Raw genomic sequence first — 14,723 nt, forward strand, 5'->3', positions numbered from 1 at the left:
AACGATCGTGTAACGCCCACCTGCTTTGCTGCACTGGAAACGCCTGAGGAGAACATGATGCCCGGTCGGTCCCTGCTGCTCGCTGCCGCCCTGCTGGCTGCCGCGCTGGGCGCGGCGGAAGCCGATCAGAGCAAGCTGCTGAAATTCCTGGGCATGGCTCCACTGGTCGAACCGATCCGGGTCTCTGCTCTTCGCTTCCTCGGCGCCACGACCATTCCCAATGACGCCAAGATCGGGGGGGTCCCGGTCGGTGGGCTTTCCGGGCTCGACTACGATCCCCGGTCGGGCATGTGGGTTGTCATCAGCGACGACAAATCGGAGCACGGGCCGGCCCGCTTCTATCCAGCCGACATTGAACTGGGCGAAGGGGTGCTGAAGGTGAAGCTGTCCCACCAGGCAACGCTCGGCCAGGAGAACGGCGCGCTCTTCCCTGATGCCGAGACCGGCGGCGAGGTCGTGGATCCGGAATCGATCCGCTTCGATCCCTCGGGAAGAGCGGTGTGGTGGACCAGCGAGGGTGATCGCAAGCTCGGGCTCTCGCCCTTCCTCCGAAAGGCAGAGCTCGACGGCCGCTATCTCCACAGCTTTCCGCTGCCGCCGATCTTCACCATGCATCAGAACCAGGAGATCGGCCCGCGCAACAACAACACCTTCGAGGGCCTGGCCTTCACGCCGGATGGCAGCGCGCTGTGGCTGGCGATGGAATCGGCGCTCTACCAGGATGGCCCGGTGGCCACGGTCGAGGCCGGCGCCTTGGCGCGCTTCACAAAGTTCGACCGGGATGGAAAGCTGCGCGCGCAGTTCGCCTACCAGATCGATCCGATCCAGGCGAAGTCCGCGGGTGAGCACAGCGACAACGGCGTCAGCGAGATTCTGGCGCTCGACGAGGACCGGCTGCTGGTGTTGGAGCGCTCGGGTGTCAACGACGGGAACAACCATTGGACCAGCCATATCCGTCTCTACGAGGCGAGCTACCGGGACATCAACGACGCAACGGCGCCCCACGCCGACTTTGTCACGGATGCTGAATCGCTCGCCGGCCTGCGGATTCGCCCGCTGAGCAAGCGCCTGGTTCTCAATCTCGACGATTTGCCGCAGCTCGGCTCGGCCGCGCTGCCGAAGATCGACAATATCGAGGGAATGAGCTTCGGCCCCGACTTGCCGAACGGGCATCGCAGCCTGGTATTGGTCTCCGACAACAACTTCAACCCGGATCAGATCACCCAATTCCTGGCCTTCGAGGTCTTGCCCTGAGGCCAGAAAGGAACCCTGTTTTCGGGTGGAGGTTGACGGCAGAGAGATTGCGGCGCCAAAGCGCGCCGCGTTGACCTGCAGGAGGCCGAAAATGAATACAGTGACTCGTGGTGCCTTGTTTGGCGCGGCTTGCGCGCTCTGCGCCGTCGTTGCCGCCGGAACCGCCGCGGCCCAGACCTATCCACCGGGTACCAACTGTCAGAGCCTGCTGCCCGGGCTGCGCGGCGCCTGCATCAGCCAGGCGCAGCAGATGAACAGCAGCAATAACACCATCATCCCGAACAGCGCCGGCTCCAACACCGTGCAGTCACCTGGCAATCTGAACTCCGGCAACACGGTCACGCCGAACGGGACCGTCAGTCCGAATGCCGTCACCACCCCGAACGGAACGGTGAACGGAAACCCGGTCACCATCATCCCGCCGGCCAACTCCGGAACCGGCGCGGCGGGCGCTCCCGGTACCTCCGGGACCGGCACGGGCGCCGGCGGGGCCGGTAGCAGCGGCAACTAGATCCGCTTCGCTTTCGGGTCAACCCGCTGCCGCTTGCTTGCGGCATAGGCTTTGACGAACTCGGCGCCGAACAGGAGGATCTGGGTCGAGTAGTAGACCCAGACCATGAGCGTGATCACGGAAGCGGCCGCGCCGTAGCTTGAGGCGATGTTGCTGCGTCCGAGATAGAAGCCAATCACGAACTTGCCGAACACGAACAGCACGGCAGTCAGGATCGCACCCGGCCAGACGTCGCGCCAGGGGATGTGCAGACTGGGCAGCACCTTGAAGATAAATGCGAACAGCAGGCTCGCCATGGCGACACTGGCGAGCAGATTGACCATGCCCAGCGCCAGCGCCTCATCCTTCATGGAGAAATACTGGCTGGCCGCCGATGCGAGGGCATCGAAGGTCAGGGAAATCATCAACAGGAAAGCGAGGGCCGCAATCATTGCGAAGGTGAGCAGCCGCGACCAGAGAAAATGCAGGAAGCCGGTAGCACTCGGTGCCTTCGCCCTCCAGATCACATTCAGATCGGACTGCAGCTCGGCGAAGGCTCCGGTCGCCGTCACCAGAAATGCGACGGGCCCTATGACCGTGCCGATGATGCCGGATCCGATGTTGCTGGCGCTGGCGAGGATTTTGCCCACGGCCGCGGCGCCGGATTCACCAATCAAGCCGCCGAACTGGGCCAGCACCGCGTCGCGTGCAGCATCGCCGCCGAACACCAGCCCGCCGATCGCGATCACCATCAGCAGCACCGGCGCCAGGGAGAAGATCGCATAATACGCGATCGCGGCGCCCATGCTGAGGCAGCGGTCGTTGAACCAGCCGATAGCCGCCTCGCCGAGCAACGACACCCAGCGGTTCTGCATCACGCCACGGAGCGTCCGCGCGCCGCGCGAATCTGCCAGCTGGCGCCAAGTCAACTGCATCCGATGCTCCGCATTTCGCCCGTCTGGTCAACCGGCGCTGCGGGCTTTCGTTCCTGCTTCGGCTACTTGCGGAAGCGTGCCTGAACGGCCCTGGGGGAAGAGGCTACATGTTCGGGTAGTTCGGGCCGCCGCCGCCTTCGGGATTGACCCAGACGATGTTCTGGGTCGGGTCCTTGATGTCGCAGGTTTTGCAGTGGACGCAGTTCTGCGCGTTGATCTGCAGCCGCGGGTTGGAGCCGTCGCCCTCGCGCACGATCTCGTAGACCCCGGCCGGGCAGTAACGCTGCTCCGGCGCGTCGTAGATCGCGAGATTGGTCTTGATAGGAACGCTCGGGTCCTTGAGCGTGAGGTGAACCGGCTGGTTCTCCTCGTGGTTGGTGCTGGACAGGAACACCGAGGAAAGCCGGTCGAAGGAGAGCTTGCCGTCCGGCTTCGGATAGGCGATCGGCTTGCACTCCCGCGCCGGCTTGGTCTTCTGCGCGTCGGTCTTATGCGCATGGAGTGTCCAGGGCGCTTTGCCGCCGAACAGCTTCTGGTCCATGCCGGCCATCAAGGTGCCGATCAGCAGGCCCTTGTTCATCCAGGGCTTGAAGTTGCGCGCGCGCCAGAGCTCGTCATGCAGCCAGGAGGATTCGAAGGCCTTCGGATAGGCGGTGAGCTCGTCATGCGCGCGCTCTTCGCCGAGTGCGGCAAACGCCGCTTCGGCCCCGAGCATGCCGGTCTTGATTGCGGCATGGCTGCCCTTGATCTTCGGCACGTTCAAGAAACCGGCATCGTCCCCGATCAAGGCACCGCCCGGGAAGACCAGCTTCGGCAAGGCCTGCACGCCGCCGGTGACGATCGCGCGGGCGCCATAGGCGACCCGGCGGCCGCCTTCCAGGAACTGCGCCACCTGCGGATGGTGCTTGTAGCGCTGGAACTCCTCGAACGGGTTGAGGAAGGGATTGGCATAGCCCAGGCCGACGACGTAGCCCACCGCCACCTGGTTGTTCTCGGCGTGATAGAGGAAGGAGCCGCCGTAGACGTCGTTCGAGACCGGCCAGCCGGCCGTGTGCATGACCAGGCCCGGCTTGTGCTTCGCCGGGTCGATGTCCCAGAGCTCCTTGATGCCGATCGAATAGCTCTGCGGATCGCGGCCCTCGGCGAGGTTGAAATGCGCGATCAGGCGTTTGCCGAGATGGCCGCGGCAGCCTTCGGCGAACAGCGTGTATTTGCCGGTCAGCGCCATGCCGGGCTGGAAGTCGGGCTTCTCGCTGCCGTCCTTGGCGCGGCCCTTGTCGTCGGTGATGACACCCAGCACCTTCTGCTTGGCGTCGTCCCAGAGAATGTCGGCGGCGGCGAAGCCCGGGAAGATCTCGACGCCGAGCGCTTCGGCTTGGCTCGCCAGCCAGCGGGTCACGTTGCCGAGGCTGACGATGTAGTTGCCCTCGTTATGCAGGGTCTTCGGCAGGAAGATGTTGGGCAGGCGGAAGGCGTTCTGCTCTGTGGTGAGGAAGAGGAAGCGGTCCTCGGTCACCGGCTGGTTCAAGGGCGCGCCCAGCTCCTTCCAGTTCGGGAAGAGCTCGGTGATCGCCCGCGGGTCCATGACCGCGCCGGACAATATATGTGCGCCGACCTCGGAACCCTTCTCGAGCACGACGACGCTGACCTCGCGCCCGGCCTCGGCGGCGAGCTGCTTCAAGCGGATCGCGGCGCTGAGGCCGGCGGGCCCGCCGCCGACGATCACCACGTCGTATTCCATCACTTCGCGATCCATGAACCCCTCCCAAGACTCATTTCCCGGCTGCTTACACTGCCGGTGCCGGGTGATGCAAACCCTCCGGACGGGTGCTAGCTTCCCGGCATGGGCGACCCGTTGACAGCCGAATCCCTTGCTTTGCTTAAGCTCTATATCGAGTGGGGCGCGGACGAAGCTATTGAATCGACGCCGCAAAGCCGCCTCGGCGCGACGGCGGTCCCCGCCGCTCTCCTTCGCCCGCAGCCCGGGCCCAGCGAAGCGCGCCCGGTCATCCCCGAGCGGCCCGCCGCTCCGCCGCCACCGGCGGCCGCTAGACCCGCCGCACCCCGGATCGATCTCCGCAAACTCGGGCCGATGGACCAGGCGGCGATCGAAAGCGCCCGGGACTTCGCCCGCAACGCCGCCAGCCTGGAAGAGCTGAAGGCCGCCCTCGCCCGCTATGACGGCGTCTCGTTGCGGAAGACGGCGACCAATCTGGTCTTTGCCGACGGAAACCCGAAGGCCGAGGTCATGCTGGTCGGCGAGGCGCCTGGCGCGGACGAAGACCGGCAGGGCCTGCCCTTCGTGGGCGTCTCCGGCCAACTGCTCGACCGGATGATGGCCGCGATCGGCTATGACCGCAGCACCTTCTATATAACCAATGTCTGTTTCTGGCGGCCGCCGGGCAATCGCAAGCCGACCGAGGCGGAACTGGCCGCCCAGCAGCCCTTCGTCCTTAGACATATAGAGTTGATCCGGCCGAAGGTGCTGGTCCTGGTCGGCGGCTCCTCGGCACAGATGCTGCTCGGCACCACCGACGGCATCACCCGGCTGCGCGGCAAGTGGTTCGACTATCGATCGGACGGGCTCGACCAGCCGATCCCGACCCTGCCGATCTTCCATCCCGCCTATCTGCTCCGCCAGCCGGAACTCAAACGCGAGGCCTGGCGCGATTTGCTGAAGCTTCGGGTACGGCTGGACGCGCTCGGCGCTTAAGTCGGCCTCGCTGCCCGAACTTCGCCACGACTCACTCCAAAATTAACCATCTTGAGCCCGTAGAAGGCCGTTTCTTAACAAATTTCCTGTGGATAAGTCGGGCGAAAAATCTGTGGATCAATCAAGATGTGGTAGGTGCGGCATATCGCGGTGCCATATCTATTGATTGTACACGGCAAATTTTCTGGACATGCAAGACATCGTCGTCTAAAGCGGAACCCGAATTAGAAACCATTCGTTAAGAAAACGCAGACCCCTGGATGGGCCGGGGGCGACCATTCAAGGGGGCAATACCTTGAATCTAGACCGTGCACAGCGCGGCGGACGCTCGTTCCTTGCGTCGACCGCGATGGTGGCGATGTTGCTCACGGCGAGCGTAGCCGTCGGGCAGCCGGCCTGGGCGCAGGAAGCGACCGCGGCCCTACCTGGTAACGATTTCACCCCCGGCACCCGCTCTTCCCTGCCGGAACCCCTGGAGCAGATCGACGCCGACCGCTACCGGCAGATCTTCAAGCTCCAAGCCTCGGGCGACTATCGTGACGCCGACGAACTGATCTCGGAATTGAGCGATCAGTCGTTGCTGGGTCATGTCCTGGCGGACCGCTATCTGTCGCGCGGCTACAAGAGCTCGCCGAAGGAGCTTTCCGACTGGCTGAAGCAGTATGCCGGCCAGCCGGATGCCGAGCAGGTCTACCAGCTCGCCGTCCGCAAGGGCGCCGAAAACCCGACCAAGCCAAAAGCGTCGATCACCCGGACCGGTTCCCCGGACGAGGCCTCGACCGCCGACAGCGGCTATTGGCAGTGGGGCCTGGAGAACTGGCGCTCGAAGAAATTCACCGATGCCGCCAGCAACTTCAGCAAGGCGGCCGGGCTGAAGAACTCGTCTTCCTGGGACCGCGCAGCGGCCGCTTTCTGGGCGGCGCGCTCGTACCTGCGGGCCCAGCGTCCGGAACAGGTGAGCCACTGGCTGAAGGAAGCGAGCAAATATCCGCGCACCTTCTACGGCCAGCTGGCGCAGCGCGCGCTCGGCATCGACCCGAGCTACGATTGGACCGTGCATGACCTCAGCGGCAATGATGCCGCCAAGCTGATGCGTTCGGGCGCCGGCAAGCGCGCCCTGGCGCTGATCCAGGTTGGCGAGATCAGTGCCGCGGAGAAGGAACTGCTGATCCTGGCCGACAGCTCGGACGGCGAGCTCGATGCCGCGCTGATGGCGGTGTCGCAGGCCGGCGGCCTGCCTTCGCTGGCGCTGAAAGTCGGCGGTCGCAAGCTGCTGAAGAACGACGAGTTCGTCGATGCCGCGATGTATCCCCTGCCCGGCTGGACGCCGCGCGCCGGATACAAGGTCGATCGCGCGCTGATCTTCGCGATCATGCGCCAGGAATCGGGCTTCAACCCGAATGCCAGCAGCCAGGCGGGTGCGGTCGGCCTGATGCAGCTGATGCCGGAGACGGCGAAGCTGGTCAGCGGCGAGAGCAAGCCGGAGCTGCGCGACCCGGAGACCTCGATCGGCATCGGCCAGGAATACATCGCCGACCTGCTGAAGATGGACACCGTCGGCAACAACCTCTTCATGCTGGCCGCCGCCTATAACGCCGGCCCCGGCAACCTGCAGAAGTGGAAGAGCGCCAGCCGGCATGTCGATGACGATCCGCTGTTCTTCATCGAGACCATGCCGTCGCGGGAGACGCGGCTGTTCATCGAGCGCGTGATGGCCAACTACTGGATCTACCAGAACCGGCTCGGCCAATCGACTGCGACACTCGACGCGGTGGCCTCCGGTGCCTCGCCGATCTATGATCGCCAGGACGAGAAGGTGACGACCGCCTCGAACTAAGGGGCGCGTCACCGCTCTTTTCCGGATTGAAGCATGGCGAAGATCGACGAGACGCGGCCGTTCAAGCCGGTTCATATCGCGGTGATGACGGTCTCCGATTCCAGGACCGAGGCCAATGACACCTCGGGCCAGGCGCTGGTCGACCTCATCGCGCGCGACGGGCACGTCTTGAAGGCCCGAACCATCGTCAAGGACGAGCAGGCGGCGATCGTCGCCCAATTGAAGGCCTGGATCGCCGATCCCGAGGTCGACGTGGTGATCTCCACCGGCGGCACCGGAGTCACCGGGCGCGACGTGACGCCGGAAGCCTTCGAGAGCGTGTTCGAGAAGAAGATCGACGGCTTCGGCGAGCTGTTCCGCTGGCTCTCATTCGAGAAGATCGGCACCTCGACGATCCAGTCGCGCGCGACTGGCGGCGTCGCCAACGCGACCTATCTGTTCGCCCTGCCCGGCTCGCCGAGTGCCGCGCGCGACGGCTGGGAGCAGATCCTGAAGTTCCAGCTCGACAACCGCCTGCGCCCCTGCAACCTGGTCGAGCTGATGCCGCGCCTCAACGAGCATTTGAAGAAGTAGCAAGCTTGGTCATTGCCGGGCCTGACGATTGGACTACTTCTTCCCGCGCACAAGCTCGCTGACGATGTAGAGCGGCCGGTTCTTCGCCGCCATGTAGAGCCGTCCCAGATACTCGCCGATGATGCCGAGTATGATGAGCTGCGCGGTTCCGAACATCACCACCACCATCATCACCGAGGCCCAGCCCGAGACGGAAAGGCCGAGCAGCCAGCCGCCGATGATGTAGACCGTCAGCAGGATGGCGACCGGCATCGACAGCAGCGCCATGGCGATGGCGAGCCGCAGCGGCCGGATCGAGAAACTGGTGATCGCATCGACCGCGAGCGTGGTCAGCCGGCTGATCGAGTAGCGGGTCTTGCCGCTGGCACGCGAGCCGCGGTGGAACGGCAGCGGCCTCTGGTCGAAGCCGACCCAGCTGATCATGCCGCGCACGAAGCGGTGCTGTTCCGGCATCGCGTTCAGCACGTCGAGCACGCGCCGCCGCATCAGGCGGAAGTCGCTGACATTGGGCGGGATCGTGCGTTCGGAGAGATATTCCAGCAGGGCGTAGAACAGCCGCGCCCCCGCCCTGCGGATCCACGGCTCCTCGCCGCGCGAGATCCGCTGGCCGTAGACGACGTCGGCGCCGGCCGCGATCAGCTTCATCATGTCCGGCAGCAGCTCCGGGGGATCCTGCATGTCGGCGTCGATGATGAAGATGAGATCGCCGCGGCATTCCCGAAGGCCGGCGGTCAAGGCCAGCTGCTGGCCGTGATTGCGCGAAAGGCGGATACCGACGACATGGGGATCGTTCGCCGCGAGCCCCGCGATCATGCCCCAGGTCTGGTCGCTCGAGCCGTCATCGACCAGGACCAGCTCGAAATCCTCCGCCACGGCTTCGCGGCACGTCTTGGAGACGCGTTCGTGCAGCGCGCCGACGGCACCCGCTTCGTTGTAGCAGGGCACCACCACGGAGACCGCCGGCCGGGTCGCCGGCTGCGGCGCGGGTTGTGCCGCGGATTCCGCCGTCACTGGATCATTCATGCGCCGGTCTCACGCCTCGCCAGCACGAGGGCCGAAACGCCGAAGCCGGGTTTCAGCAGCGGCGCGGTCCGCGTGTCCAGGGCAAAGATAGCCGAGAGCACGGTGTTCAGAAAGGGCGCGAACTCGGTCTCGTTGCGTTGCGACGGCGGCCGGGCGCGCGCCAGCCGGCGCACGCACCAGATCGGCAGGAAAAGCAGATAGTTGAAGTAATAGGACTCGACCGGCGCGAGGCCGGCGGCGCGAACCCGTTCCAGCAAGGCCGGCATCCGGTAGCGCCGTTTGTGATGCAGCTTCACGTCCTCATGACCCCAGAGCGACTGAAAGGCCGGGACCGTCACCAGGCAGTGGCCGCCCGGCTTCAGCACCCGCAGCATCTCCTTCAGCGCCAGGTCGTCGCGGTCCACATGCTCGATGATGTCGGTCGCGAGCACGAAATCGAAGCTCGCGTCGGGAAACGGCATCGCGCAGATATCACCCGGCTCGATCGGACCGAGCCCCTTCGCCTTGCACAGCGCGATCGCATGCGCGCTGATCTCGAGCCCGGTGAAATTCGAATAGCCTTCGTCGCGCAGCAGGCGCAGGTTGCTGCCGCTGCTGCTGCCGGCGTCCAGGATGCGTGCGTCCTTCGGGATGCCGAGGCGCTGGAGAATCCGCCCGAACAGCCGGCGCCGGCCCTTGAACCACCAATGGTCGGCCTCGATCTCGGTCTCGGCGGAATGACTCGCAAGCTCCATCGCGCCATTCTAGGGCTGCGGCCCGGCGTCGCCAATGCTTGCCGTCGCGCGGCGCAGCAGGATCCAGAACAGAGCGGCCAGAACCGGCGCGCCGATCGGCACATGAACGAGGCTGAGCGGGATCATCAGCAGCGGCAGCAGCCAAGCGGCGGCATGGAGCTGACGCTGCCCCGGAGGCAACGCGCCGCCTCGGCTGAGCACCAGGACCTGCGCCGCGGCGACGATGGCCAGATCATAGGCCGAGCAGTAAGGCGTCACCAGGAAGGTGCCGACCATCGCGACCGGCAGCTTCAGGCCCAGATCGATCGCGCGGCGGCTGAACAGCCGGGAGCAGGCGGCGATCGTCGCCACGGCCGCGACGCCCTGCAGGAGGTAGTTGATGCCGGTCGGCAGGCCGAGCAGCCGACCGGCGTTGAAGACCGAAGGCATGGTCAGGATGGCAAAGCCGCCGCCGCTCTCCAGGAAGACGCGGTGCGACGGCAGTGCGGCCTCGAAATAGAGCCGCCAAGGTTCCAGGCCGAACAGCAGCAGGCTGAGCAGCACCAGCCCGATCGCGACTGCCGCTGCGATGATGAAACTGCGGTAGTGCCCCCCGGCGATGAGAACGAAGGGCAGCAGCAGGCCCAGTTGCGGCTTGAAGCTCAGCAGGCCGATCAGCACGCCCGCGAGAAGCGGCCGGGTCCTCAACAGCAGCAGGCCGCCGCAGAGCAGCGCGCCGGCGAGGAAGCCGTTCTGTCCGGCGGCGATGTTGTCCAGCGCGGCCGGCGCCAACAGCAAGGCCGTCGCGGCATGCCACGGGCGCGTCGCGCGGCGTGCCACCAGCCACACCAAGGCCGCGGCCGGAAGGCCGAGCCAGATCAACGGCCCGAGGAATCCCGGCAGGTATTCCAGGGGCGCCACCACCCAGAGCGCGCTCGGCATATAGGGAAAGGGCGCGAAGCCGACCTCCGTCCGCAGCGCGGCCTCGTGGGCGGCCAGGAACTTCTGCGGATCGAAGAGCGTCGCGAGATCGCCCTGCCACAGCAGCTGCGACGCGAAGCGATAGATCGCATAGTCATTCGCGAGGATCCGGCCTTGGGAGGTCGCATGCCGCAGATAGAGTTCGTTGCCGAAGAACAGGATGGTCACGAGGGCGGCGGCGGCGATGAACCAGGGAATGATGCGCTGGTCCGCCAACGCCTCCCGATTCCCGTTCCACCCCCGCTTCCACCCGTTCACCGCAAACTCCGCTCGGCTTCCCAGCGCCTGCCCGGCAGCAGCAGGACCGCGGCCCCATGCCCGGCAACCGCGACTGCCGCCCGGACCGTCAAGTCGGTGAAAGAGCGACTGCCCCAAAGCGGGATGGCGGGCGCCCAAGAGAGATTGAACAGGGCGAAGAACGGGCCGAACCGAGGGATCCGCCAGCCGGCCATGGTCGCCGGCACCGCGATCGTGGCGTGAAGGGATGGAATGGTCATGAGCGGCGGTTGTCGCTCAAGCACGATCAGCTGCGGCTGCTGCGTCACGATGCGAATGATGCCGTCCACCCCAAACGCCCAGCCACCGTCGAGAAACGCATCGTCCCGGCGGATCCCACTTTCGCATGCCGGGCGGCCGCCATCCAGCATGGCGGGCGGGCTTGCATTCCGCGGCGCATTTGTTCTATTTTTGTTCCCATGTCGAAGGCACCCAAGATCAGGCCGGTTGCGCCGCCCGAACCGGAGGAGATCGCCGATCTCCCGCAGAAGGGGCGCGGCGCGGTGAGCAACCGTCCCGGCCGCTACGAACCCGGCGACCGGCCGCGCGAGAGCGACGGCTGGGATTGGCAAGACGAAGAAGATGCGCCGAAGCTCCGCACCACGGTCGCGGTCGACAAGACCAGGTCGATCATCGCCCGCAACCAGTCGCCGGACATCGCCTTCGACCAGTCGATCAATGCCTACCGGGGTTGCGAGCATGGCTGCATCTATTGCTTCGCCCGACCGACCCACGCCTATCTCGGCCATTCGCCCGGCCTCGATTTCGAGAGCCGGCTCTATATGAAGCCGGAAGCGGCGAAGCTGCTGGAGGCCGAGCTCCGCAAGCCGGGCTACAAGCCGAAGGTCATCGCGATGGGGACCAACACCGACCCCTATCAGCCGATCGAGCGGCGCTACAAGATCACGCGCCAGGTGCTGGAGGTCTTGAACCGCTTCAACCACCCGGCGGGCATCACCACCAAATCCGCCAACGTGCTCCGCGATGTCGACATCCTCGCCGAGATGGCGAAACGGAACCTGGTGAAGGTGTTCATCTCGGTGACGACGCTCGACCGCGATCTCGCCCGGACCATGGAGCCGCGCGCCTCGACGCCTGAACTCCGCCTGAAGGCGATCGCCGGATTGCACGAAGCCGGCATTCCGGTCGGCGTCTCGGTGGCACCGATCATCCCGGCGCTGACCGACATGGAGATCGAGAGCATCATCGAGCGCGCCGCGGAAGCCGGCGCCGACAGCGCCAACTTCACCCTGCTGCGCCTGCCGCTGGAGATCAAAGACCTGTTCATAGAATGGCTGGAGGCGCATGCGCCCTTGAAGACCAAGCATGTGATGGACCTGGTCCAGGACATCCATGGCGGCCGGACCTACAATGCGGAGTTCGGGGAGCGCATGACCGGCTCGGGGCCTTACGCGGACCTGATCCGGCAGAGGGTGCAGGCGGCGGCCAAACGGTTCATGATGGAGCCGCGCTACCGCTTCAACGTCGATTGCAGCCAGTTCAAGGTCCCGCGCGCCGACTCTCCGCAAGGGGATCTGTTCGCATTGCCGGGGTGATCCCTCCCGCCGTTTGACACGACTCCGAGCGCCCGCCAGGATCGCGCTCATGTGGATCCGTACCTCCATGGCGCTCGGCGCCCTTTTTCTCGTTGCGCTTTCGGGCGAAGCCGCGGCCGGCGATCCCGCGGCACTGGCCCAGGGCTTCAAGGACGAGGAGGCCTGCAACCCGCCTTACGCCGAGACGCTCGATGCCAAGGCCTTCATCGGCTGCCTCAACAAGCTGGAGAAAGCTTACAAGGGTGATAAGACCCAGAAGCAGAGCTACATCGTCGGCCTCGGCTTCAACGGCTGGTCGCTGGCCAACATCATTGCCGCGCAAAAGGAGGGCGATCTCTTTCCCGAAATCGCCAGCCGGGCCAAGGCCAGCAAGGAGCGCAAGGTCGCGATCCAGCTGTTCGACGTGTTCCGCAAGGCGCAGAAGGAGCAGAAGATCAAGGACGAGGACCTGGCCAAGCTGGCCGGGGCGGATTTCACCGGGCTGAAGCCGGTGCTCGACTATTACGACGCGCTGCCGAAGAAGTAGGGAGCTGGGGACGCATCCGTGCCGAACTGGAAGCACGAGATCGAGGCGGGGATCAAGAACGGCGTCATGGTCTGCGGCGTCGATGAGGTCGGCCGCGGCCCCCTGGCCGGCCCGGTGGTGGCTTGCGCGGTCTGCCTGCCGGTGGACATGCCGCGCAAGATCACCAGGCGCCTGAAGGACTCCAAGCAGATCGACCGCGAGGAACGCGAAGAGGTCGCCCTGATCCTGCGCGAGTCCGTCGCCTTCGGGGTCGGCATGGCCGATGTCGAGGAGATCGACCGGATCAACATCCTGCGTGCCTCCCATCTGGCCATGCTCCGGGCCTATGAAGGACTGCCGAGTCGACCCGGCTATGCCCTGGTCGATGGCAACCAGCCGCCCAACCTGCCCTGCCCGATCACCTGCATCATCGGCGGGGATGCGATCTCGCTTTCGATCGCGGCGGCCTCGATCATCGCCAAGGTCGAGCGGGACAAGATCATGCGGGAGCTCGCCGTGGCTCACCCCGTATATGGGTGGGAAACGAATGTCGGCTACTCGACCAGGGACCATCTGACTGCCCTCAGAGAGCACGGTCCGACCCCCTATCATCGCCGATCGTTTCGACCTGTTTATGAGCTTCAGCTCCCACTGGATTGACTCTAAAGCATTTTTTTATTGACTTACTGAGTCGCTCGAATCACCATCGAGCGCATGACAAGGAAGAACGGCGCGGCCGCCCAGGCCAAATCCCCAGAGAAGCCCCGGAATGGGCTGCGGCTCGACACGATCATCGAGGGCGATTGCATCGCGGCGATGAACGCCTTGCCGGCGGGCTCAGTGGACATGATCTTCGCCGACCCGCCCTACAATCTGCAGCTCCAGGGCGACCTGCACCGGCCGAACAATTCCAAGGTCGATGCCGTCGATGACGACTGGGACAAGTTCGACGACCTCGGCGCCTATGACCGCTTCACCCATGAATGGCTGAGCGCCGCCCGCCGGGTCCTGAAAGACGACGGCACGATCTGGGTGATCGGCTCCTATCACAACATCTTCCGGGTGGGCGCCAAGCTCCAGGACCTCGGCTTCTGGGTCTTGAACGACGTGATCTGGCGCAAGACCAACCCGATGCCGAATTTCCGCGGCCGCCGCTTCACCAACGCCCATGAGACGATGCTCTGGTGCTCCAAGTCGAAGGACAGCCAGAACACCTTCAATTACGAGGCGATGAAGACCCTGAACGACGACCTGCAGATGCGGTCCGACTGGCTGATTCCGATCTGCTCGGGATCCGAACGAATCAAGGGCGACGATGGCAAGAAGGGCCACCCCACGCAAAAACCCGAGGCTTTGCTGCATCGGGTGATCGTGGCGGCCACCAAGCCAGGGGACGTCGTCCTTGACCCCTTCTTCGGCAGCGGCACCACCGGCGCCGTCGCCAAGCGCCTCGGCCGGCATTGGATCGGCCTGGAGCGCGACAAGGGTTACATCAAGTTGGCGCTGGAACGTATTTCCAAGGTGCAGAAGGCGGAGAACGAAGTGCTGACCATCCAGGCCAAGCGCGAGGAACCGCGCATTCCGTTCGGCTGGCTGGTCGAGCGTGGCCTGCTGCAGCCGGGCGCGGTGCTGGAAAGCTTCAACCGCCGCTGGAGCGCCAAGGTGCGGGCCGACGGCACGCTGGTCTCGGCCGAACATCGCGGCTCGATCCACCAGGTCGGCGCCGCGGTCCAGGGCGCGCCCGCCTGCAACGGCTGGCAGTTCTGGTGCGTGCCGAAGGACGGGGTGCTGGTGCCGATCGATCACTACCGCCAGCTGCTGCGGGCCGAGTTGCACTGACTTCGTAGATCATTTTGGCACTGAGGGG

Annotated in this window: 15 protein-coding genes; 9 read left to right on the plus strand and 6 right to left on the minus strand. The window is 65.2% G+C overall.

The window, feature by feature from the left end:
* The first annotated feature begins 54 nt into the window (after window positions 1-54).
* Together ACYQ4T_RS08100 and ACYQ4T_RS08105 are read left to right on the plus strand one after the other, a co-directional pair.
* The gene (locus ACYQ4T_RS08100) at window positions 55-1,254 is read left to right on the plus strand and encodes an esterase-like activity of phytase family protein (RefSeq protein ID WP_459852363.1); all 1,200 of its coding nucleotides are present in this window, start codon (window positions 55-57) and stop codon (window positions 1,252-1,254) included.
* A 91-nt stretch (window positions 1,255-1,345) separates the two neighbouring features.
* Window positions 1,346-1,765 carry a hypothetical protein gene (locus tag ACYQ4T_RS08105; RefSeq protein ID WP_459852365.1) on the plus strand — a complete coding sequence of 140 codons (420 nt, stop codon included), beginning with the start codon at window positions 1,346-1,348 and terminating at the stop codon, window positions 1,763-1,765.
* Here ACYQ4T_RS08105 and ACYQ4T_RS08110 read toward each other — a convergent pair.
* Together ACYQ4T_RS08110 and ACYQ4T_RS08115 are read right to left on the minus strand one after the other, a co-directional pair.
* Window positions 1,762-2,679: a YihY/virulence factor BrkB family protein gene (locus ACYQ4T_RS08110; protein WP_459852367.1), complete on the minus strand. Its 918-nt coding sequence runs from the start codon at window positions 2,677-2,679 to the stop codon at window positions 1,762-1,764. The two genes, ACYQ4T_RS08105 and ACYQ4T_RS08110, sit on opposite strands and share 4 nt — an antisense overlap.
* A gap of 103 nt (window positions 2,680-2,782) precedes the next feature.
* On the minus strand, window positions 2,783-4,435 hold the full coding sequence (locus ACYQ4T_RS08115; protein ID WP_459852369.1) for an electron transfer flavoprotein-ubiquinone oxidoreductase: 1,653 nt from the start codon (window positions 4,433-4,435) through the stop codon (window positions 2,783-2,785).
* 99 nt (window positions 4,436-4,534) lie between these two features.
* On the opposite strand from ACYQ4T_RS08115, the gene ACYQ4T_RS08120 reads away from it, so the two are divergent.
* The 3 genes from ACYQ4T_RS08120 (at window position 4,535) to moaB (ending at window position 7,802) form a co-directional block, all read left to right on the plus strand.
* The gene (locus ACYQ4T_RS08120) at window positions 4,535-5,392 is read left to right on the plus strand and encodes a uracil-DNA glycosylase (protein ID WP_459852372.1); all 858 of its coding nucleotides are present in this window, start codon (window positions 4,535-4,537) and stop codon (window positions 5,390-5,392) included.
* A gap of 295 nt (window positions 5,393-5,687) precedes the next feature.
* Complete coding sequence (locus ACYQ4T_RS08125; RefSeq protein WP_459852374.1) at window positions 5,688-7,229, plus strand: lytic transglycosylase domain-containing protein; 1,542 nt, start codon at window positions 5,688-5,690, stop codon at window positions 7,227-7,229.
* Between the two features lie 33 nt (window positions 7,230-7,262).
* Window positions 7,263-7,802 carry a molybdenum cofactor biosynthesis protein B gene (moaB, locus tag ACYQ4T_RS08130; protein WP_459852376.1) on the plus strand — a complete coding sequence of 180 codons (540 nt, stop codon included), beginning with the start codon at window positions 7,263-7,265 and terminating at the stop codon, window positions 7,800-7,802.
* 33 nt (window positions 7,803-7,835) lie between these two features.
* Here moaB and ACYQ4T_RS08135 read toward each other — a convergent pair whose 3' ends face one another.
* The 4 genes from ACYQ4T_RS08135 to ACYQ4T_RS08150 are packed head-to-tail and all read right to left on the minus strand — an operon-like array spanning window position 7,836 to window position 11,166.
* The gene (locus ACYQ4T_RS08135; protein WP_459852378.1) at window positions 7,836-8,825 is read right to left on the minus strand and encodes a glycosyltransferase family 2 protein; all 990 of its coding nucleotides are present in this window, start codon (window positions 8,823-8,825) and stop codon (window positions 7,836-7,838) included.
* Window positions 8,822-9,559: a class I SAM-dependent methyltransferase gene (locus ACYQ4T_RS08140; protein ID WP_459852380.1), complete on the minus strand. Its 738-nt coding sequence runs from the start codon at window positions 9,557-9,559 to the stop codon at window positions 8,822-8,824. Before ACYQ4T_RS08140 ends, ACYQ4T_RS08135 begins: the two co-directional genes overlap by 4 nt.
* Before the next feature lie 9 nt (window positions 9,560-9,568).
* On the minus strand, window positions 9,569-10,735 hold the full coding sequence (locus ACYQ4T_RS08145; protein WP_459852382.1) for a glycosyltransferase family 87 protein: 1,167 nt from the start codon (window positions 10,733-10,735) through the stop codon (window positions 9,569-9,571).
* 38 nt (window positions 10,736-10,773) lie between these two features.
* Window positions 10,774-11,166: a hypothetical protein gene (locus ACYQ4T_RS08150; protein ID WP_459852384.1), complete on the minus strand. Its 393-nt coding sequence runs from the start codon at window positions 11,164-11,166 to the stop codon at window positions 10,774-10,776.
* Between the two features lie 48 nt (window positions 11,167-11,214).
* Here ACYQ4T_RS08150 and ACYQ4T_RS08155 point away from each other — a divergent pair, with 48 nt between their 5' ends.
* From ACYQ4T_RS08155 to ACYQ4T_RS08170, 4 genes are all read left to right on the plus strand, one after another.
* Window positions 11,215-12,351 (plus strand): PA0069 family radical SAM protein, encoded by a 1,137-nt coding sequence (locus ACYQ4T_RS08155; RefSeq protein WP_459852386.1) that lies wholly within the window; start codon window positions 11,215-11,217, stop codon window positions 12,349-12,351.
* A 49-nt stretch (window positions 12,352-12,400) separates the two neighbouring features.
* Complete coding sequence (locus ACYQ4T_RS08160) at window positions 12,401-12,877, plus strand: hypothetical protein (RefSeq protein ID WP_459852388.1); 477 nt, start codon at window positions 12,401-12,403, stop codon at window positions 12,875-12,877.
* 66 nt (window positions 12,878-12,943) lie between these two features.
* Window positions 12,944-13,516: a ribonuclease HII gene (locus ACYQ4T_RS08165; protein ID WP_459855149.1), complete on the plus strand. Its 573-nt coding sequence runs from the start codon at window positions 12,944-12,946 to the stop codon at window positions 13,514-13,516.
* A gap of 54 nt (window positions 13,517-13,570) precedes the next feature.
* Window positions 13,571-14,695 (plus strand): DNA methyltransferase, encoded by a 1,125-nt coding sequence (locus ACYQ4T_RS08170; RefSeq protein WP_459852391.1) that lies wholly within the window; start codon window positions 13,571-13,573, stop codon window positions 14,693-14,695.
* The last annotated feature ends 28 nt before the right edge of the window (window positions 14,696-14,723 follow it).

This window comes from Dongia sp. agr-C8 (genome assembly GCF_054658695.1).